The 21,863-nt window shown below is 44.1% G+C and carries 12 protein-coding genes (1 of these 12 cut by a window edge); 1 reads left to right on the forward strand and 11 read right to left on the reverse strand.

The window, feature by feature from the left end; genetic code table 11:
* From M1D69_RS11665 to M1D69_RS11700, 8 genes are all read right to left on the reverse strand, one after another.
* Positions 1-10,950, reverse strand: the 5' portion of a protein-coding gene (locus tag M1D69_RS11665) for an amino acid adenylation domain-containing protein (protein ID WP_458106008.1). It extends 4,206 nt beyond the left edge of the window; only the first 10,950 of its 15,156 coding nucleotides appear in the window; its start codon is at positions 10,948-10,950; its stop codon lies beyond the left edge, outside the window.
* Positions 10,951-11,012: 62 nt separating this feature from the next.
* Positions 11,013-11,762: a polyketide synthase gene (locus M1D69_RS11670; protein WP_105954274.1), complete on the reverse strand. Its 750-nt coding sequence runs from the start codon at positions 11,760-11,762 to the stop codon at positions 11,013-11,015.
* Positions 11,763-11,805: 43 nt separating this feature from the next.
* Positions 11,806-12,588: an enoyl-CoA hydratase/isomerase gene (locus M1D69_RS11675; RefSeq protein ID WP_458106007.1), complete on the reverse strand. Its 783-nt coding sequence runs from the start codon at positions 12,586-12,588 to the stop codon at positions 11,806-11,808.
* Positions 12,576-13,838 carry a hydroxymethylglutaryl-CoA synthase family protein gene (locus M1D69_RS11680; protein ID WP_458106006.1) on the reverse strand — a complete coding sequence of 421 codons (1,263 nt, stop codon included), beginning with the start codon at positions 13,836-13,838 and terminating at the stop codon, positions 12,576-12,578. The genes M1D69_RS11675 and M1D69_RS11680 overlap by 13 nt, the downstream gene beginning before the upstream one ends.
* Positions 13,839-15,086, reverse strand: coding sequence for a beta-ketoacyl synthase N-terminal-like domain-containing protein (locus M1D69_RS11685; RefSeq protein ID WP_458106005.1), 1,248 nt, complete (start codon positions 15,084-15,086; stop codon positions 13,839-13,841). It lies immediately after the preceding gene.
* Positions 15,064-15,312, reverse strand: a complete 249-nt coding sequence (locus M1D69_RS11690; protein ID WP_024121473.1) for an acyl carrier protein — start codon at positions 15,310-15,312, stop codon at positions 15,064-15,066. The genes M1D69_RS11685 and M1D69_RS11690 overlap by 23 nt, the downstream gene beginning before the upstream one ends.
* 91 nt (positions 15,313-15,403) lie before the next feature.
* Complete coding sequence (gene fabD / locus M1D69_RS11695) at positions 15,404-17,707, reverse strand: ACP S-malonyltransferase (RefSeq protein ID WP_458106004.1); 2,304 nt, start codon at positions 17,705-17,707, stop codon at positions 15,404-15,406.
* A 5-nt stretch (positions 17,708-17,712) separates the two neighbouring features.
* Positions 17,713-18,678, reverse strand: a complete 966-nt coding sequence (locus tag M1D69_RS11700) for an acyltransferase domain-containing protein (RefSeq protein WP_458106003.1) — start codon at positions 18,676-18,678, stop codon at positions 17,713-17,715.
* 97 nt (positions 18,679-18,775) lie between these two features.
* On the opposite strand from M1D69_RS11700, the gene M1D69_RS11705 reads away from it, so the two are divergent.
* Positions 18,776-18,919 (forward strand): hypothetical protein, encoded by a 144-nt coding sequence (locus M1D69_RS11705; protein WP_458106002.1) that lies wholly within the window; start codon positions 18,776-18,778, stop codon positions 18,917-18,919.
* Positions 18,920-19,127: 208 nt separating this feature from the next.
* Here M1D69_RS11705 and fabD (M1D69_RS11710) read toward each other — a convergent pair whose 3' ends face one another.
* The 3 genes from fabD (M1D69_RS11710) to M1D69_RS11720 all read right to left on the reverse strand — a co-directional run bounded on the left by fabD (M1D69_RS11710) (position 19,128) and on the right by M1D69_RS11720 (position 21,823).
* Positions 19,128-19,994, reverse strand: coding sequence for an ACP S-malonyltransferase (gene fabD / locus M1D69_RS11710; RefSeq protein WP_024121471.1), 867 nt, complete (start codon positions 19,992-19,994; stop codon positions 19,128-19,130).
* Positions 19,995-20,366: 372 nt separating this feature from the next.
* Entirely contained in the window at positions 20,367-21,041 is a 675-nt protein-coding gene (locus tag M1D69_RS11715; RefSeq protein ID WP_458106158.1) for an MBL fold metallo-hydrolase, read from the reverse strand.
* Between the two features lie 191 nt (positions 21,042-21,232).
* The gene (locus M1D69_RS11720) at positions 21,233-21,823 is read right to left on the reverse strand and encodes a TetR/AcrR family transcriptional regulator (RefSeq protein WP_458106001.1); all 591 of its coding nucleotides are present in this window, start codon (positions 21,821-21,823) and stop codon (positions 21,233-21,235) included.
* Positions 21,824-21,863 lie beyond the last annotated feature (40 nt).

Here is a 21,863-nt window from a genome sequence, read left to right on the forward strand (position 1 = left end):
GTGCGCTTCGATATATGTGACTGTACTCGGATCTATGCCTGCCCGGCGATATGCACGCACCAGCAAATCAGCTTGCGCTTTCGGATTAGGCGATGTCAGAGTATTGGCTCTTCCTCCGTGATTTTCTGCCGTACCCCGAATGACGCCGTAAATATGATTCCCATCGCGCTCAGCATCTGCCAGCTTTTTCAGCATGACCATTCCGACACCTTCTCCTCTGACATAACCATTCGCATCAGCAGAGAATGTTTTACATCTACCGTCTTTGCTCAGCATGCCAGCTTTGCTGTAGCTAATGTGCGCCTCCTCGGTTAATATCGTATTCACGCCTCCTGCGATTGCCATCTCACAGTCGCCGCTTTGCATAGCAGTCACAGCACGGTGAATCGCAACAAGCGAGCTTGAACAAGCCGTTTCTACCGGTTCACTTGGACCATTGGTATTTAAGAAATAACTCATTCTATTCGGACCGACCGAAGGAATCATATGGCCTGTTGCGGCATGACCTTCAATCGGCAGATTTTCTTTATTAAATAAATCTTTATATCCTGTATTTCCTGTGCCGATAAAGATGCCTGTCCCTGTACCTGAAAGGCTCTGCGGCGAGCATCCGGCATCTTCTATCACCTTCCATGCATATTCCATTAACAGCCTCTGTTGAGGATCTACATAATGGGCTTCACGGGGTGATATCCCAAAAAACAACGGATCAAATTCTGCTACACCATCAATAAATCCGCCCCATTTGATGTCAGTCTTATTGGCTTCTGAGTCAGGATTTCCAAAATGCTCCCGCCAATCCCAACGGTCTTTCGGGACTTCCGTGATACTGTCTTTGCCTTCCTCAAGATTTCTCCAGAATTCATCTATATCATTGGCTCCAGGGAATCGGCCGCTGATGCCGACAATGGCGATCGGCTCATAATCGGCAGTCAGATTTGTGTTTCTTCCCTCTTTTGGCATAACAGTCTGTTTAAAGCGCTGTTTTCTCCTCTTTGTCATGCTTGGCGCCGCAGGAGCTGTTTCTTCATCTTTTTCAGGAACCGATGATATTACGTTCTCCTCAGCAAAAGCCTCCTTGTATTCATCTATCAGATAGTCAGCCAAACTTTGAATCCTTCCATATTCAAAGAAAATGGTCGGCGTCAATTCCAATTGATATGCTTCGTTAATCTGATTCGTAAATACAGTGAATGAAACTGAATCAAAGCCATACTCACTCAGCTCTGTATTGATATCGATATCATCAACGTTCACTTTTAAAATGACGCTGACCATGTGACTCAATGAAGCTCGCAGGCTGTCTGCAACAGGTAAAGAGTTGGATGGTTCATCAATCCCGCTGACAGATGCATCTTGATGCAGCCATTCATCCCGATACTCAGACATTACATATTCAGCCAGGCTTCGTATGCTTCCGTATTCGAAGAAAATGGTCGGCGCTAACTCCAATCGGTACACTTCATTAATCCGGTTTGTAAATACAGTAAACGTAACCGAATCGAATCCGTACTCGCTGAGTTCTGTATTGATATCGATATCTTCAGTGTTTACTTTTAAAATCTCTCCGACCATCTGGATGAAAGACTGTTCCAATTTACGGGCTTGGCTGTTATGTTTATCTGCGCTTTTATGATCCGTCCGTTTGATTTTAGATCCGGAAGAGAGCAATTTTTGCTTCATTTTCGCAAGCTGACCTTCCATCACGAAGACTTGCGGCTTTTCTGAAGCGATTCCTTGATAAAGGGCTCTAATGCCGTGATCACTTTGCATCGGGACCATTCCTGCGTTTTTCAACATACTCTTTTCAATTTCAGCATCAACTTGCATACCGCCCTCTTTCCATAACGGCCAGTTGAAGGAAATGGTTGTGCCGCTCCGCTTCTTAGACACGGCAAGCGCGTTTCTGTACGCGGCAAATGCGTCCATAAATGTATTGGCTGCTGCATAGTCTGCTTGTCCAGTGTTTCCTAAACATCCGGACACAGATGAAAACAAGATGAAAAAGTCCAACTGCCAATCTTTGCTGCATTCATCCAGATAAAACAAACCGTTTACTTTTGGCTGTAACACTTCCTGAAACTCTTTATTTGTTTTGTGCACAATGAAGTGATCTTTTATGATGCCTGCACCGTGAAGAATTCCATTGAGATGGCCGTACGTCTCTTTGATTTCATCCATGAGCCGTGAGACCGCCTTTTGATCTCCAACATCAGCCTGTTTATAGATAACCTCTGCACCCAACTTTCGGAGAGCCTCAAGCTCCTGCTCCTTATGCTCATGTAAGACTGAACGTCCCGTAAGAATGATGGCCGGATGAACGGCTCGATTGGCAATTTCTTTTGCAAACAAAAGACCTAAGCTCCCCGCTCCACCTGTGATAAGGTAAACGCCATTATCCTTCCATGGCATATGAAGCTCAGCAGCTGCCGGACGCGCTGTTTCACGCCAGCCTTTGACAAAGCGGTCACCAGCTTCATATTTGATCTGTTTGTCATCAGGCCTCTGACTGTCGTCTATCAGCTTTTGATGAAGGCTAATGATCTCTTCCGGATTCTCGACCTCAATGACCTGAGCTGTAAGTTTGCTGTACTCCAATTCTGCTGTTTTGAGTAATCCGGACATACCTGCAAACAATTGCTTCTCGCCTTTGCCCGGCACAATCACTTGAATGATCAGATTAGCTTTAGAGCGAATTTTCTTTTGTATGAGTTCAAAAACCTGCTGTGTATAGCTTTGAAAACGTTCAGCGATATTCCCCTCAGTTTCATTCAGCGTAATGACATGGACATTCTGCATGCGGGATGCAATGCCGTCGCTGACCTTTCGTTCGGTTTCACAGAAGACAACGAGATGCTCTCCGTAAGATGTCACCTCTTTAGCGATCACCTCATCCTGCTTATTCCAAACCGGCTCGAGCATTAACCGCTCATGTGTAACTGCAGGTTTTGGCGAATGAACTTCTCCTTCCAACACTCTTGTTGAAAATCCCTTCATCCTTACGCATACGTCCCCAGTCTCGTCAAACAAATCGATATCCGCTTTCTGCACCATATCCCCGCCGTGATCACCGTCACTCAACCGGGCATATGCCCACATCGCAGACGTACATCCTTTGATCACTTCAAGTTCTTCAAGCGCAAACGGCAAAATCAATTTTTGCTCAGTAAATTCCTGCATGATACAGATTGTGGCAGCCTGAACAGCGGAGTCCATCATACTTGGATGCAGCACAAAACGTTCCTGTGTGTCAGAAACAGATGCTGGCAGCTGCAATCGTGCCAAAACCTCTCTGTTTCCGATATTCACTTTCTGAATTCCTTGGAATGCCGGACCATGAAACATTCCTCTGCTTCTGCCTTCCTCGTAAAATTGGTGAGGCGAAAGCTCCTTCCGGCTGCAGCGGCGCTGTAATTCACCAAGATCCCAAGCCGGCTTTTCTGCTGCAGTTATCAGTTCCGAACTGCCTTGACTGTGTATGGCTGAGTCTGACCCTTCTCCGGTACTGTAAATGTAATATGTGATTTTCCCATCCTCTTCTGGAAAGAGACTGATATGCACATGAACCGGCTGACTCTCGACCACTACAGGCTGAACCCACACGGCGTGATTCAATTTGATTCTGACATCCTGTTCGCTCGTGCTGCCTGCCGCCTTGCTTACAGCCATTTGCGCCATTTCAAGGTAGGCAACCCCAGGGAGCACCGGCTTCCCTCTCACCACATGATCTGTCAGATAGAATTCCTCACCTGTAAAAACTGAACTGAATCTCTGCTCAGAAAAGTCTGACGTATTTTGATGAAGCAGCGGATGCAATGCACTGACGCCTGTCTGTTTAGCGGACATTCTTCCCGAAAGCTTGTGATCATCCTGTGATGCCCAGTATCGTTCCTTCGCAAAAGGATATGTCGGCAAACTCATTCTGTTTGGACGCACATCTTTGTAAAGCTGTAGCCAATCAATATGCGCTCCTTTACTCCATATCTCCGACAGCTTGTTCACTTTTCCTTTTGCGATCCACTTCCCAATCAGTTCCGCGCTGTCTTCATCCTCTGTCAGCCATGAAACATCCTTGGCTTGCTGCTTCTCTCCTTGATAACAGCCTTCTATTGGTGAATTTCCATTGATAAAATCAGCCAGCCTTTGTTTTAACTCATCCACATGATCAGCGATAAAGGCAACCCGATATTCCATTGCTTCTCGCCCGACCTGAAGGGTATAAGCAAAATCAGCCAGACGGCCGCTTTCAAGCCCTCTTCTTTCCAAATGAACCAGAATGCCATGTACATACTCATGCAGCCGCTCTTTATTTTTTGCCGATATCGGAATGATGCAGGCCCCTGTTTGTTTCTGATCAGCAGAAACTGTTTTGTATTGCTCGAAAATCGCATGAGTGTTTGTCCCGCCAAGCCCGAACGAACTAAGTGCAGCCCTGTGCGTTTTTATTTCATTACTCAATGCTTTCTTTTGATCGACGACGTAAAAAGGAGAATGAGCTAAGTCTATATTTGGATTCGGCTCCTTATAATTGATGCTAGGAGCAAGCTCATTATGGTAAAGGCTCATCACAACCTTAATGCAGCCTGCCAGCCCGGCGGCCGTATCAGCGTGTCCGATATTGGATTTAACCGATCCGATTCCGCAAAATTGTTTTTTATTTGTATACTGCCTGTAAACTGCCGTCAACGCTGACAGCTCGATTGGATCTCCAAGCTTCGTACCTGTACCGTGCGCTTCCACATAGCTGATGGATTCAGGATGAATATTCGTTTGATTCATGACCTTTTGAATCACGTCCGCCTGTCCTTTTACACTTGGAGCATAAAAACCGACTTTGTCAGCTCCATCGTTATTTACACCTATGCCTCTTAACAACGCATAGATATGGTCGCCGTTTTTTACGGCATCCGCCGCTTTTTTCAGCAATACAACGGCAACGCCCTCACCGCCAATCATTCCGTCGGCAGAGGCATCAAATGCCTTAATATGCCCATCGCTTGAAAAATTCAAACCTGACTGATGCACGTAGCCGATATTTGACTCGGTGTGCAATGTCGCTCCGCCGACCAAAGCATAATTAGATTCACCAGACATCAGGCTTTGATAGGCGGAATGCAATCCGATTAAAGAAGAAGAACAATTGGCATGAACGAAATAGCTAGGCCCTTTCAATCCGAGCTTATGAGAAATCATCGTCGGAATGGTTCCGCTCTGTGCAAGCACCCACGATACATAACCGTCCGGCGTTTCAAGGCTCTCCGTTGTTTCTTTTGGCAGGAGCGCGCGATATGAATTATTGCTTGCCGACATATAAACACTCGTTTCCGGAATCTGTTTGGACACGTAACCGGCATCTTCTATCGCTTTCCAGGAGTGAGTCATGAGCATCCGCAGCTGCGGATCCATAAATTCAGCATCTTTAGGTGATATTTGAAAGAAGCTTGGATCGAACTCGTCCTTCCCTTCAATCGAGGATTTAGCCGGGACATACCGTGAGCTCTCAGTCAGTTCCTCTGAAACACCAAAACTCCGAAGCTCTTCTGTACTGAAAAATTTAATACTTTCCTTGCCGTCTCTCAGGTTCTCCCAAAACTCAGCATGGTTTTTCGCACCTGGAAATTCACACGATATCCCAATAATCGCTACACTGTCCTCATAATAATCCGGAAGATCACCAGTAACATTTTGCATGTGAATAGGCTTATCTGACTTTTCCGCTGAGGCTAAAGTCAAAGAGAAACCAGTATCCGCCATTTGCTGTTCAGTGATATATTTACTGATGCCTTTGATCGTTGAGTATTCAAACAAGTCTGTGACAGTAAACTCACAGGATAGTTCATGCTTGATGCGTTCGGACGCCGTAACAGCGAGAAGCGAATCGCCTCCCACATCGAAAAATCCGTCTTCCTGCTCAATGTCAAAAACGTTCAGTACATCTTGCCAAATAGATAAAATAGTTTCCTGTATTTTCACAGAAGCAACATTCCCTTGCCTTGGCTGCTTCGCTGTCACTTTTTGTTTCTTCAGAGTGTTTCTGTCTATCTTGCCGTTCGGTGTTAACGGCATATGGTCAAGCTGGGTAAAATAAGAAGGCACCATATAGGCTGGTAAACTGTTTTTTAAATAATTCCGCAGCTCCCTTGATGATAGAGATAAATTTGCATCTTTCCCTGTATAATAGGCAGCGAGCTTCTCGTCTCCATCCTGTTCAGCTGCAAGAATGACGCTTTCCTGAATAGCCGGATGTTCATTAAGCCGGCTTTCAATATCGCCAAGCTCAATGCGGAATCCGCGTATTTTCACCTGGTTGTCGATGCGGCCGATATATTCAATCCTGCCTCCCGGAAGCCAGCGTGCCATGTCACCTGTTCTATAAAGCTTTGACCCAGGCTCAAAAGGGCTGTCTATAAATCTTTCATTCGTCAATTCACCCTGTTTGTAATAGCCCTTTGCCACTCCGTCCCCCGCAATGCAAAGCTCTCCCGGGACACCAGCCGGAACAGGCGTAAGCTGCGAATCGGTAATATAAATCCGGGTATTTGCGATAGGACGGCCTATTGTAATATGAGAGCTTTCTTCATTCACACGCTGGACCGCAGACCAGACTGTTGTTTCCGTAGGTCCGAACATATTCCAGGCTTCGCTGCCCGTATTGAGAAAATACTGCTTTAGTTTTTCAGGTAAGGCCTCGCCTCCGCATAGAATCTTGACTCCCTCTTCATTTTTCCAGCCTGAATAAAAGAGCATTTTCCATGTCGCAGGGGTTGCTTGCATGATTGTCGGTCTCAAATCTTGTATGTCGCGCTTCAGTTTTTCAACGTCTTTTGTATGTTCAGTTTGGCAAATATGGCACTGCGCCCCCTTTATCAAAGGGAGATATAGCTCTAAAGCAGCTATATCAAAACAGTAGGTTGTCACAGCAAGCAGGCTATCCGCTGATGAAAGACCAGGCGTCTCACCCATGGAAACGAGAAAGTTTGTCAACGCTTTATGCGGAATCATGACACCTTTTGGCTTCCCTGTGCTGCCGGACGTATAAATGACATAAGCCAAGTTTTCCGGCTTGACGGTGCGCGAAAGAACACGACGATCAAAAGCGGCTTGAGTGATCTCATCCCAGTCCTGATCTAACAAAACTGTCTGAATCCCATTCCAGCTTAAAGTATTGGCCAATTCGGAAGTAGTCAGTGTAATGGAGACTTCACTGTCCTTCAGCATGTATTCCAATCGCTCAGCCGGATAAGACGGGTCTAACGGCACATATGCTCCTCCTGCCTTGAGAATCGCCAATAAACCCACAATCATTTCCAGCGATCGATCCACATAGATACCTGCCAAGCGATCCGGCCCCGCTCCATGCGCCTGCAAATATATGGCCAGCTGTGTGCTTTTTTCATCAAGCTCCCGATACGTCAATGTTTCACCTTTATAGCTGACAGCCGCCCGATTAGGCGTCTTTTTCGCCTGCTGCTCAAATAACTCATGAAAACACGCATGTGGATAATTCTTGTCAGTAGCGTTCCACGTTCTGAGAATCATTTGTTCCTCTTCGTCAGTTAATAAGGCATACTCTTTTAAAGTCTGAGAAGGACTCCCAACAGCCTGTTCTGTTAAATGAACAAAATGATCGAACATAGCGGAAATAGAAGCGGTATCAAACAGCCCAGTATTGTATTTGATGTTCAGCTCCATTTTTTCTTCTTCTCCCCATAGCTCAAACACCAATTCGTATTCACCCTCTTGATGAATACTCTCAACGAAATCAACAGAAAAGGAATCCCTATATTTACTCAACAGACTTTGATAACTTCCAGTTTGAAGAAAATTCTGATAGAAAAAAGCTGTCTGAAAAACAGGTGAACCTGCTTGCTGGCGAGAAATATTCAAATCCCGCACCATTTTTGGAAAAGGATAAGCCGCATGATCCAGTCCATCGAGGATTGTGAATTGCAACCTCGAAACAAACTCAGAAAAAGTTTCTGCCGCTTTCAGTTCACCCCGAATAGGCAGCATATTGAGAAAATGCCCAATAGAGGAATCAAATCGCTCTTCAGGTCTCACCATCGCAGGCATGCCGACGATCAGTTCTTTCTGATCGCAATAACGGCCTAACAGCATCATATAGCAGCTCAGCAATACCGTTGAAACATTTGTAGAATGCTCTTTGGCAAACGATCTGACACGCTTCATTAAACTGCTGGGCAGCCGCCGAGCGTATGTGTCTTCCTTAAACTCTGAAACGGACGTACTGGTGCTTACAGTCGGCAGCTGAAGATTCGGCAATGTGCCCGATAGCTGTTTCCGCCAGTACGAACGATGTTTCTCGCCGTCTTCACCGGCAAGCATGTTCTGTTCCCAAGCAGCAAAATCATGATAAACGGCCGGTGAAACAGACTCTTTCGGCTCCTGTCCTTCTAATAGAAGCTTATAGCTGTCAAAAAGGCTGCGAATAAACGTCAGGGAAGAAATCCCGTCAAAAATAATATGGTGAATAACCACAAGCAAAAAGTGCTCTTCTTCTGATCTGGAAAAAACACGGACGCGCATTAACGGGCTGTTTTCCTTTACATACGGCTCTTTTACTTGTTTTCTAAGATAAGCAGTTGTGTCAGGCTCTTTCATACCCGAAATGTCTTCTGTTTTGATATCAAGAGATAGCGCCGGCTCATTTTTGAGGCAAGGCACTCCGTCTTTTTCTTGAATCACATGCTTTAATATCGGATGCTGTTTCAGCACATGGTGAAAAGCTTGCTTTAAAGTTTCAAGGTGAAGCGATGACGTAAATCGAAAACAGAGAGGTACGTGATACGCGCTATTTTCAGGTGACATTTTTTGCAATGTCCACAAACCTTTTTGAACTTCAGAAAGAGGTTGAAAGGCTGCTTGCTTTTTTTCCGCCTTTTCTGATTGGGGTGCGTCAATGCTGTCTTTGTCACCAGACAGGCTGCTCCGCAAATCTTCTTTTTCAGACAGATAGTTTGCCAGTGATTCGATTGCAGGATATTTATATAACTCTCTGGCTGTAAGTCTGATGCGGTATTTTTTCTCGACCGCCCGCATAAGCTTCATCATCTTGATAGAGTCAATACCGAGGCTTTGGATATTGGTGTTGGGCTCAATCCAATTGCGGGAAACATGAAGCTCATCAGTAAAACAGCGGAGCAGATATTCCTGTATATCTTCTCTTATTCTTTTGGCATCATCTGCTTCTTGTGTCTCTCCCTCACCGTTTATACGGTTCGGTTTGTGAAGCAAGTGGTCGAACTCTCCATTTTCAAATGCCGTTTTCAGCTGCGTGCGCTGAATCTTTCCTATAGCTGTTTTCGGAATCTCTTCTTTATGCACCGGCAGCAAATATTCGGGAGTCACACCGATTGTCTGCGTGACATGGTACTGTATGTTTCTAAGAAGCTGAACGATTTCATCATCATTCATCTGGGTGGAAGTAACGAAGAAGATAGCCAGCTGATCCGTTGTATTGTTATTCACACGGACAGCACAAGCGGCAGTATAAGAAGTTTCGATTTCCGCTAATTCTTCAACTGCGGATTCAATCGCATGGCTGTAGTAATTGACACCATTAATAATAATCGCATCTTTCGTACGGCCCGTAATGGTTAGACGCCCATTGCGCAAAAAACCGAGATCGCCAGTTTCAAACCAGCCATCCTCCGTAAACACACTCTCATTCAAGTCCGGGCGCCGATAATATCCGCTGGTAACAGAGAGGCCAGAGACTTGAAAACGGCCGATCTCGCCTTCCTCAACCAATTCATTATGGTCATCCACAATCCTCATGGAGAATCCAGGAATCGGGGAGCCTATTTCCACAAAACCATCATCATCGCTTGTTGAGGAACGGGTAAACTCACGAGAGAAAATCACGCCGGATGAAGTTTCAGACATGCCCCATGCAGGGCGAATCGCGTCAGCAGGCAATCCGTGAGGTTCTAAAAGCTCTAGCATTCTGCGTCCCACTTTAGCGACCATCGCTTCACCGCCATTGAGCATATAGCGCATGGATGACAGGTCCCAGTTTCGATTTTTCATTTCATCAGAAAAATCAGTGACCAGTCCGAAAGCAAAATTCGGTGCCCACGTAACAGAAGCACGGTAATGATCAATCCAATCAAGCCATTTTAGTGGTTCCATCAAAATCGCTTCACTTGCGACGTTGATTTCTTGGCAGCCAAGATAAACATCCCGCAAATGAAGCATCCCGATGCCTCCGACATGATCAAACGGCATCCAGTTAAACGTGATATCCTCTCTTGTAAAACCTTGCATTTGAATAATGCCTTTCACCATGCTTAAAATATTTTTGTGATTGAGCATGACTGCTTTGGGAGTGCCCGTACTCCCTGAAGTCAGCAGCAGAAGCGCCAAATCTTCAGGATGAGCTTGATGCCAGTCGGTTTCCATCTCATCACAGTAAAGATCCTCGACAGCCAAGGCGCGAAAACCTTCAAGTTCTTGCTCTTTTGCCCAATCAATCATTTCCTGAAGCAATTCCCGACTCGTAATCACCGGCGGCCTGTCAAGAAGTGTCCATGCATCTTTCAGCTTTTGCGTCCCGCTGTTCGACTCTGTATACGTCGGGGCAACAGCTAAAGGCGCCGGAACAATTCCAGTTGAAACACAGCCCCAGAAAGCAGGGATAAATTGTGAATTGTCACCAAGCTGCAAGATCACATTATCCTTTGCTCTCAGGCCAGATTGACGGAACCCCTTCACAATACGCAGCGCATCCTTCCATAAACGGCCATAAGATTGATGAATCTCAGTTCCATCCGGTTGCAGATAAATGATCCCCTTTGTTTCTCCAAGCTCTGCTGCCGTTTTGTATAAAACCTCGGGTATTGTAGCCGGTTGATCTTCGGATATATGTAATGGCTCCCCATAACTGACAGAGGGATTAGATAATCCGCGGGTATTCACATCATTTCTCATAGAGCTGCCTCCATTTCACCTGCACATTTTTATGTATCACACGACGATCGTTTCTAAATCAATTAATTCCCATACAAACCTGTGATTCTCGTTTTGACTTCGTCTTGATGAAATGTTTTCTCATGCATCACGAGCTCCTGTTCTATCACGCTGGGAAGCTGCTCGCGAAGCGGCGCAACCAAGTGGTCTTTTAGTGTAATTAAGGAGTTTCTCGGTTTTTCCGCCAGCTCACGCGCCAGCTCCACAGCATACTCCAAAACTTCAGATCGAGGGAGGACTTTAAAAGGTATTCCTCTTTTTTCGAGATCGGCTCCCCGGTAATTGCCCGCATTCATTAATAACTCCTGCGCCAAGCTGAACCCGAGTTTTTGGGGAACGATAAAAGTAGCTCCCATCCCCGGTGTAAACCCGTATTTCATAAAATTAGTGGTATACACGCTCTCCCTGCTCAGAATAACAAAATCAGCAAAGAGCCCCATGACAAAGCCGCCCCCAATTCCGTGACCCTGCATGGCAGCAATGACGGGAATTCTGCAATCAAGTGCCAAAGAATAGAGATTGTCATCAGTAAACTTGGTGATTCCTTGCTGGATTCTCAGCAAACCTTCTTGTGTTCCACCTGAAGCAAAATAATTGTCGTATCCCGTTAAAATCACTGCTTTATAGCTTTGTTGATTGCGAATGAATTCGAACGCTTGAATTAATCCGTCTGTGAGTTCTTGCGAAAACGCGTTTTTATGAACACGGTCATGCATCTTGACCTGAATAATAGCGGGCTCGATTTCAAAAAGCTCTACAACAGAATGCGTCATGATGTCCTCCTAACGGTTTCTGATTGTATGTATTTCACACAGTTTACGGACTCTTCTCCCAAGGGAACTGCCCCGTTTCAACGTACCTTATGATGCCCATTTGATTTTGAGGGTCGGAAAACATGTCTTGATTTTCAGTTAAAGCCATGGATTTCGTACGGCGCGGGCGGTCATCCAATGAATTGATAAACTGTTTATACCGCGCAATTGCCTTTTTATTTAACCGCCTCAAGCGCAATAAATGCTTTCTCAGCAGGACCTCGCTTTGAGCGTCACAGACATCCACCAAACCCCATTCCATGGCTTCCTGAACAAAAATCGGTTTTGTCATTAATGTCATATAATGCGCTTTTTGATAGCCGATCCTGCGAATCAGAAATGGCAGCACACAAGCTGGATAAAGACCAAATAATAACTCGGACAGACTGAATGATGCAGTTTGATCCGCAATGACAATATCACTGGCAGCCACAAATCCAAGACCTCCGGCATTTACTTTTCCCCGCACATGTGAAATGGTGACAAAAGGACCAGTCTGCAATTTCAGCCACAAATCATAAAGGGGTTCTTGAGAACTCGCTTGTTTTCTGCCGCTTTTCATCTCCTGATATATTTCTTGAAAATCCGCTCCGAAACAAAATACCTCCGGGAGTCCCCCTAAAACAATGACCGTAACGGAAGATGTCTCACATTGATTCATCACTTGTAAACATTCATCGATTAATTGGTCATTGATCGTATTATTAGCGTCAGGACGATGAAAGGTTAGATAGCAAATTGAGTCTTGAAACCGGACCTTAATCGTTTGGTATGTCACGACATCCACCTGTACTTGCGATGAAACTCAGAAATTTCTTCTAAAAACAGCCTCGGCTTTTCTTGATGAAACTGCAATACCCCCGGAATCATCTCAAGATCCAGCTTGACATTACGAGTTCCAAACCGGACCATCCCGCTTCCCTTGAACAGCGTTTCATACTCATCCATTGAAAGATGATATCGATTGTCCAAGTGCTTCTCGATTTCAAATAAGCGCTGGCGTTGTTGGCCTTGAGGCGTTGCAATTCCGCTGTAAAATTCAGAACAGCAGCCCGAACCATAGGCGAAACAGCCGATTCGTTTAGGCGAGTCAAGCTGCGCTTTGTCAATAGTGCTAGCCAACGCCAGAAGCAATGCGGCTCCCATAATGTTTCCGACCCTTTGGCAATAAAGCAATCCAGGCTGTACCCGTTTCAAAAAATCAGTTTCTATCTCGGCCGTTTTCGCCTTTGCCATCTTACGCATCATCGTCCGGTGCGCCCCTTTCACCATCCCGCCAAAAGGCGTATGGTAGGCTAGATATTGAAACGTATCTTCATAATGAGCCCCGGGTACACGTTTTTGATATTCCAAGAACGTTTGTTCACAGCAATCCAAATATGACATTAAAGACAGGTCAGCATCTCCCGCCTCACTGTCGGGAATGGGACGGCACGTATCCATCACTTCGTAGCCGTAATAGCCGTTTGCCCCGGGATCAACTTGAAACACCTCGGGATTTTCGCCTATCAAGACAGCCACTGCTCCCGCTCCGGCACTCGGTTCGGCATAGGACCAATCCTCACTTAAAGCGTCTCCGCCTTCAGCGATTAAAAAACGGGAAATATCACTGGCGATGACCAGTGCTTTGGCACCCGGAGACGTCTGGGATAATATAAAATTCACTGCCATTTGAAATCCGGCAGTTCCTGAATAACAGGCTTGTTTTATTTCGAACAAACGGCAGTTGCGATTGAGCCCTAAATATTCATGGATATAGGTGCTTAATGATTTTCCAAAATCGATCCCAGATTCGGAACAGGTGATCAGCAATTCAATCCTGTCCTTCTCTGCGTCACTTAGTGAATCAATAATCGGCTTAGCCGCATTCACTCCAAAGGTCACAGGATCTTCGTAAGGCAGTGCTACCGCTTTTTCTTTCATTAATAAGTTTTCAAATCTAGCAGTATCTAAATGTCTGTACTTGGCTAATTGCATGACATCAAGGTATGCCGTTCCGCCAAAGACATTCATCGCTTCTATTCCAGCAGAAACCATTTATGATTCGCCTCCGCATTTTTCAATGTTTTGTATACAAACAGCGGTATTCATTCCGCCAAAACCCATGCTTAAACTCAACGCGTTTTTTATGTCGTGTGAAATTGATTGATCCGTCACCCAATGCAAGGAAGGATCAATTGGATCATGTAAATTCCGGCTCGGATGCAGGCGTGATTCTTTCATTTGAAGTAGTACAGAAATAATCTCAACAATGCCTGCTGCACTGAGCCCATGCCCGATTATTGATTTTGTTGCATTTATATAAGCATGAGAAAGACCGCAAGCATGCAGCGCCTTCAATTCAATTTCATCTCCAATGAATGAACCCGTGCCATGGGGGTTTATGTAATCAATTTCTTCAGGTGTGAGACCGGCTCGCCCCAATGCCTTTTGTATGACATGGATCTCCCCTTCTAAAGAAGGATCAGGATTACGGTTCCCGTCTACTTTGATTGACCATCCAGACAATGATGCATAGGGTTTTACGCCCCGGCGGACAGCCGTATCTTTTCGTTCTATCACCAATGCGCCGCAGCATTCTCCATAAATAAATCCATCTCTGTTCTGGTCAAAGGGACGGCACGCGTTTTCTGGCTCATCAGCATATTTATCCGTTCCCATAGCGCCTAAAGCCCTGAGCGCCTCACATTCCATATAGGAAATATCCATTAACGCCCCCAGTGCGATGCAAATATCAACCTCTCCTGACAGGACTTGCTGAATTGCTTGAATCACCGCTAACTGGCCGCTTGCGGAAGCACCTCCCGCCGTATAAGCTAAACCGGTGATTCCAAACTGTTCTGTACAAAGACCGCAAAGATCGCTATCCATAAAAGACAGTGCATATGCTGGCGACATGAAACCAGAGCGGTCCCTATAATTCTCATAAAGCTGGAGGGTCTCTCTTTGCTGAAAGTTCGATCCTCCTGCTACCAGCCCGATACGTGCGGAACCAGCATCGTCTAACTTCGCCTCCTCCCAGGCTTCTGAGAGAGTAACCAAAGCAGCTTGGCTGGAAAATGACGCTTTTCTTAGCAGTTTCTTAGAAAGACGGTCAGGATAAGATAACGAAGGAATTTCAGCTCCAATAAACCGGCTGTCTTTTTGTCTGCCAGGACGCTGCATCACTTCAAAGGCATGCCTCCCAGACAACAACGAAGAAACAAAATCCTCTTTCCCTTGGCCGATCGCTGCCGTTACTCCGACACCGGTCACCAGAATCTCAGGCGGATTGTACTTTGTCATAAAGCACCTCAGCTAACTCGCCGATGTTGTTCACACCAGACAGCTCGACACGAGGGATTTTTAATGATAAATCCTCAAGCACCATGGTTATAATTTCAGCCCTGTCTACAGAATCAGCCCCTAAATCAGCTAATCGATCTTCAGGCTCAAAACGGTGTCCGTCCAATTCCGGAAGAACCTCACAAATATTAGTAATCAATACTTCGAAGACTTTCTGTTTATTCATAACGTTTGTCTCTCCTTTAAATAGAATGTTAAACATGCAGGCTCGGCACATTTTTTCGCAATATTCAATCTTTTTTATTGCACAATAGGCTTTAAAGCGCCTTTTGAGAAAATAATGCAATTCTGTCGTTCAGTAACTTTGCGGTTTCTGTCATTAATATTTTCCCGATGTCATCCACATGACGGTTCCGCCAGCTCTCTAATGCCGAGCCTTTCACCCATTGATTAAAAGCCCCTAACGCCGGGCCGCAGTGAACTTGATAATCGACTTTAGACTCTTCGCTTCCGCTGATCGCCAATTGCGAGCTGTACCTAAAGTACCATCTGAAAATCAATGCCATCTTATGTTTCGGATTCCGTTCAGCCTTCTCAATCTCTGCCGATGGATAGTGTAATTTAATATCTTCATATATTTTTTCGATACTGCGTTTAAAATATTTCTCCTCAAGCTGTGTTAAGGTCTTTTGATCGATCTCACTCAATGATCCAAATCGCTGGTAAAGTTCATGCAGCTTGCTGGCTCGCGCAGGAAAAAACACACCTTTTTTCAGCACTTGCACTTTGCTGCCTGATTCGAACATATCACCCGCTGGCGCATACGCCGTATCTTGAACATTCATTTGCTGCAATAAATCTTTCACTCTGTCACTTGTAGCCGCTTCAACCGTACACTGATTGATTGAGCCGGTTAAGATAAAATCAGCACCGAGCATAAAGGCAGCCATCGCCGCCTCAGGAGTTCCTATTCCGCCTGCCGCACCGACGCGTATTTTTTTGCTATATCGATACTTTTTCATCATTTCGTCTCTTAATAATGTCATCGCCGGCATCAAGCTGTATGCGACACCGCCGTCCGTATGACCGCCTGAGTCTGCTTCCACACAAATATCCTCTGTCACAGGGATCTCCCGCAATAACTCAGCTTCACTCGTTGTGATTTTGTTATCTCTTAAAAGCTTTTCTACCATATTCTCCGGCGCAGGACTCATAAAGGATTCGGCAACCTCCGGCCTTGAGATTTTCGCTATCATTCGATTGGTACATGTCACTTCACCGTTTGGACGCCGTTTCAATCCTTTGGCGCGATATCTTACTAAAGCAGGCGTGACACTTAGAAATGCGGAGGCTTCCAAATGTCTCACATTATGTTTCAATAAAAGATCAATCATTTTTTCTTCTGATTGGATATGCTTCATATTGTGCACCAGGTTAATGCCATAGGCTTGTCCCTGCCCCAATTCGCCTTGAATAGACAGAATCGCATCCTTAACGTCATTCAGATCCAAACCGCCCGTGCCAAAGAACCCCATCATCCCCGCTTTTGACATCTTTACAACCATTTCTTTCGAAGCAATTCCGCGGTACATTCCTCCTGCAAGATAAGCATATGTAAGTTGATAGTCTTTTTTAAACTCGGCACTTCCTAATGAATGAGCTGTAATTTCAGCAGACATTCGAGCTGAATGGGCGTCAGTTTCTGCTTGTTCATTTTGCTGGCCGGGAAAGGCCTTTTTCTCTGTTGAATCAGCATGATGTGTTAACGGCTCCGCTTCATTTTTTATGCGGGTAATTAAGCCGGTTAACACCTTTCCAGGACCGATTTCTTCAAACTCCATTGCTCCTCTTCCCATAAGAAAACGAATGCTTTCTGTCCATCTAACCGTGCTGTTCATTTGTTGAGACAGGGTCTCTTTCAGCCTTTCCTGTTGATAAGGCTCTGCATAAACATTCGAGATAACCGGAAAAGATAAAGGCGCGAAATGGAATGTTTCTATAAATTGCTTAAATTCTTGTTTTGCTTCATTCATATACCTAGAATGAAAAGCTCCGCTTACGTTTAACGGGTGGAACAGCTTTACATCCTGGATGGTTTCAAAAACAGCTCCCGCTTTTTCAATATCTTTTTTTTGTCCGGAAATCACAATTTGCCGAGGTGTATTCTCATTTGCCACATCAATCGTATGTATATGATGTTCTTCTAATACGGCTGCAACTTGTTCCTTATCTAAACCGATCACCGCAGCCATACCGCCTCCAGTAATCCGTCCCATCAGCTCGCCTCTTTTTTTCACCAGCTTTAAGCCTGTCCCAAAGTCAAATGCGCCTGCTGCAAACAGCGCGTTGTATTCTCCTAAGCTATGTCCCGCCGCAAAATCAGGTTTTTCGCCGGTCTCCTCCAGCTTTTTCAAATAACTGAGTGCATTGACCACGTATAAAGCCGGCTGAGTATATTGAGTATGATTGACATCGAAATAGCCTTTTTCAGTACAGAGTTTTTCGATTGAATACCCAAGTATTTGATCTGCTTGGTCCGTCAAATGCTGATATTGCTCTAAAAGTCCTTGTCCCATTCCTTTTTGCTGGGAGCCTTGTCCCGGAAAAACATATGTAATCATCTTGTTTACTTCCTTTCTAGTTTCTGTAAACGCTCAACCATCTCCAGATTTTTCAGCTCCTGATGAAATGGTGTGATGATTGAATAACAGCGATTCGCTGAATCTCCCGAGATTAATTGTTTAACAAACGCTGCTAAGGTTCCTGAAGGCCCCAAATCAATGAAATGGCACGTATGCTGACTTTCCAAAAAATGAATAGCTTCTCGAAATCTCATTGGTTTTCTTACAGTATCCCAGAAGAAATCGTTATGAATCTCGCGAATGCTGCTTCCCGTTAAACAGGATACCAACGGGATTGAAGGATGTTTAAAAGATTTTGAACTTAATAATTCTTTATATGCATTTTCTGCAGGATCAATAAGGGAAGAATGAAATCCGTAGGATACAGGCAGCGGCTGGCAGAGAATCTCGTTCTCTCTCAGGACATCAGTGATCTGCTGTATGTTTTCACTTTCTCCCGAAATGACAAAGTGCAAATCATAATGAATGGAGGTTAATTCACTATTTTCAAATAGCTGCGGATGATCTAGTAATAGTTGCGGTTTGTCGAGTATAGCCAGCATTTTTCCTTTATCGCAGTATGTTTCGATGACGGCAGCCTGTTCAAGTATGCATTCCAGTATCTCTTTTGCGTCTAAAACACCGGAAGCAGCAGCTGACGCGAATTCTCCCAGACTTGTCCCCAGCACGTAATCAGGCTGGATTCCCTTTTCTGCGAAAACCCGATATAAAGAATACTCAACCATAAAAATAGCGGGGTGCGTATAAAGGACACGGTCAAACGGATCCGATACACGCTTAGCGGGATGATACATTTCATTGACTATAGATATGCCGATTTGCCGAGAAACAATGGCATCCATTTCAAGCATACATTGGCGAAAAACGGTGTTTCCGCTGAATAATTCTTTTCCCATATGATAGTACTGAGAGCCTTGTCCGGAAAACATAAAAACGAGTGGTTCATTCATTTGTATAACCTTCTTTTTTTATGTATTTAAAGGTGAGTTACGGAAATATGATGATGCTGGCTGTGAGAAAAGCCTCGTTATATGGTTTATAACATGAATGGAAAAAATCAATTTCGTTTTGTTGTTCTGGATGTGGAAGCTCGTTAATGAAGTGATGTTGGAAGTATCTGAATTTGATGTGAATCATTTTGGCATCGCCAAAAACATCGACTCGATTATGACTTGGATGTTTTTTAAATAAAGGGCGGTTCTCTTGAAAGGAGAGCGATGGTTTATCGTCATATAAAAACTGACTGCGATAGTGCAAATGTCCGCTAGAGAGCGAACTTTTTTTATCAGCCTCTTTATGTAACAGTATATAAATTCTTTCAGTTTTAACAGTGTCTATCGAATCATGCATCACGTATACTTTAGACCCGAATTTGAGGCCTTTTGGTATAGAAATCGGTTTAGCGTGTCATAGGTTCCGCATCTGTTTCAATGCGGCGGATCAATCCTGTTAACACATTTCCCGGTCCTATTTCCTCAAACTCCATTTGACCTTTTTCCATTAAAAAGCGTATACTTTCAGTCCATTTTACCGAATGGTTGATTTGATCCGCCAGTGTCGGCTTAATTACTTCAGAAGAGTACGGTCTGGCATATACATTAGAAATAACCGGAATAGACAAAGGAGCAAAATGAAAAGTGTCAAGAAACTGTTCAAACTCCTGCTTTGCATGATTCATGTATCTGGAATGAAACGCACCGCTGACGTTTAAGGGGAGAAACATCGTAACGTCTGTTTTGGCTTCAAAGATGGATGCGGCTTTGTCAATATCTTCTTTTTGACCTGAAATCACAATTTGATAAGGAGCATTTACATTCGCGATGTCAATCGCATGTAAATGATGATCTATCAAAACCTCTGAAACCTGTTCTTCATTTAGTCCCATAACGGCCGCCATACCGCCGTTGCTTACCATGCTCATCAGCTCGCCTCTTTTTCTGACAAGCTTTAACCCCGTCTCAAAATCAAAGGCTTCAGCCGCAAATAGCGCATTGTATTCTCCAAGACTGTGCCCGGCAACAAAATCGGGTTTTATGTCTGTTTCCTGTATTTTTTTCAGGTAGCTTAATGCGTTCACTACATATAAGGCCGGCTGAGTAAATTGCGTTTTGTTTAAGTTTGAATAAGGATTTTCTATGCATAGGCGTTTGATAGAATACCCTAAGATCTCATCTGCCTGTGCCGTCAGTTCTTTAAACTCATCAAATAACTCACTGCCCATTCCCTGTTTCTGTGAACCCTGTCCCGGAAAAACATATGTGATCATTCTATTAAAGCCACCCTTCCCCGCATTATAATTACCTGCTGACAGACGTTATAGAAAATATAAGTATTGCCCCGGATAAATAGTAGCATGTTCAAGTTGATGGTAACCTCTGTAAATATTATCCGTCAAGTTAATTTTTCCTACACTTTCCATCGTTTTTTCTCTGCATTTTTCCATAAAGGTATAAAGAATCAGGACACGCTGTAAAACGCAAGAAATTAGACCCGCATATCATTTGTGCCAAAAGATGATGATACATAAGCTTCATTTCATTACTTAATAAAATCAACCCGTGCTTTGTCATCATTTTTCAAAAGGCAAATCTTTCGGTTGCAGAAAGAAAATAGTCTAATAGAATGATTTCGGGAAACACTATTTAAAATCAAAAATACCTCTTTGGTTTTTTCTATTGCGAAATTTCACAAAATATTCTTTTTTATCAATCTGAAAATAAATATTATGTTTTAAAAGCTCACCTATGGTTTGCCCTGGCGCTTGACCAAATGAATGCCCCGGATAAACCCGCACTTCTGGGGAAACGATGGATTTTATCCTCTGGACACTGTCGAACATATCATCTGCGGAACTGCCATGATCTTCACATATCCCGCATCCTTCCGTAAAAATCGTATCTCCTGTGAATATACTTCCTGAAAACAAATAACACATCCCGCCGGCTGTATGCCCAGGGGTAAGCAGACATTGCGCTTTCGTCATTCCTATGCTGATGGTTTCAAGGTCTTGAAGAGCAATTAAGTTTTTGCATCTGAATTGGTAAAAGTCGATTTCTGTTTTCGACATATACACTTGAGGATGAAATAATGCCGAGAGCGGCTCAACAAGATTTACATGATCATAATGAGAGTGCGTTAAAAGAATTGCTGATAAATCAACCTCCAGCTCAGAAAGTTTATTAGTTATTTTACTCAATTCCCATGATGGATCAACAACTATCGCAGATCGGCTTACAATATCTTCAATGATGTAACAATAGTTAGTCCACCTGTGATGAAATGTTTTGATCGTATGTACCGCATAAGTAACCATTTTCACCATTCCTATCAATATGAAGTTCTTTCATTCTCTCTTCCATTCCCACTTTACCAAACGGCATGCGGCTTTTCCATTCTTCAATTCATTCTTGCAGTTACGGCTTGATTCTCATAAAAAAAGTTATTCTTTTTGGAGACTTGTCCATTAAGAATAACTTTTTGGGAGTGACCTATTCACTCTTGGGCTTATTCATCCACGCATATAGATTGTAAATGCTGCATAATCACACGTTTGATCCGTTCTTTATTCACACGGCGAGGGTCAAACATCGCATGTAAAGCCAAGCCATCAATTAAGGCATACAGCCTTTCTCCTTCTATTTCTTTATCAGCATGTTTTTGCAATAAATGAAGCTGGTCCAAGTAGTCAATCAGATTTCGAATTGCTTTGTAAATTTCATCATGTCCCGCATCAAACATATTGTCTTTATGTCTCGCATAAACAGTAAAAGCAAACCATACCTCCATCTCTCTAATCGTTTCAGCATTTGTCGGGACAATTTCAAGCAGTATGTGTAACACTTTTTCTTTAGGCGGCAAATCATGGGCAGCAATTTCATTAATGCGGGCTGTCACCTTTTCTTTCACAAGTTTCATTGCAAAAACAAGCAATTCATCCTGAGTTGAAAAATAATGGCGAAGCGCACCTAACGACAGCCCTGCTTCTTTGGCAATGTTTCTGACAGAGGCCCCCTCCATCCCTCGTTCTAAAATCACCCGCCATGTCGCTTCTGCAATGTGTTTTCTTCTTTTTTCATGGTCAATTTGTTTTGGCATATCTTTATTTTACCAAGAAAAAAATCAAAGAGCAATTTTT

Source organism: Bacillus sp. PK3-037, assembly GCF_054161355.1.

Excerpts from the sequence above, each read along its gene's own strand:
- fabD (WP_458106004.1), bottom strand. The coding sequence starts at position 17,707 with ATGATTACATATGTTTTTCCGGGACAAGGCTCCCAGCAAAAAGGAATG.
- M1D69_RS11680 (WP_458106006.1), bottom strand. The coding sequence starts at position 13,838 with ATGGTTTCTGCTGGAATAGAAGCGATGAATGTCTTTGGCGGAACGGCA.
- M1D69_RS11700 (WP_458106003.1), bottom strand. The coding sequence starts at position 18,678 with ATGAATGAACCACTCGTTTTTATGTTTTCCGGACAAGGCTCTCAGTAC.
- M1D69_RS11670 (WP_105954274.1), bottom strand. The coding sequence starts at position 11,762 with ATGACGCATTCTGTTGTAGAGCTTTTTGAAATCGAGCCCGCTATTATT.
- fabD (WP_024121471.1), bottom strand. The coding sequence starts at position 19,994 with ATGATCACATATGTTTTTCCGGGACAGGGTTCACAGAAACAGGGAATG.
- M1D69_RS11690 (WP_024121473.1), bottom strand. The coding sequence starts at position 15,312 with ATGAATAAACAGAAAGTCTTCGAAGTATTGATTACTAATATTTGTGAG.
- M1D69_RS11685 (WP_458106005.1), bottom strand. The coding sequence starts at position 15,086 with ATGACAAAGTACAATCCGCCTGAGATTCTGGTGACCGGTGTCGGAGTA.
- M1D69_RS11715 (WP_458106158.1), bottom strand. The coding sequence starts at position 21,041 with ATGGTTACTTATGCGGTACATACGATCAAAACATTTCATCACAGGTGG.
- M1D69_RS11705 (WP_458106002.1), top strand. The coding sequence starts at position 18,776 with ATGGAAAAAATCAATTTCGTTTTGTTGTTCTGGATGTGGAAGCTCGTT.
- M1D69_RS11720 (WP_458106001.1), bottom strand. The coding sequence starts at position 21,823 with ATGCCAAAACAAATTGACCATGAAAAAAGAAGAAAACACATTGCAGAA.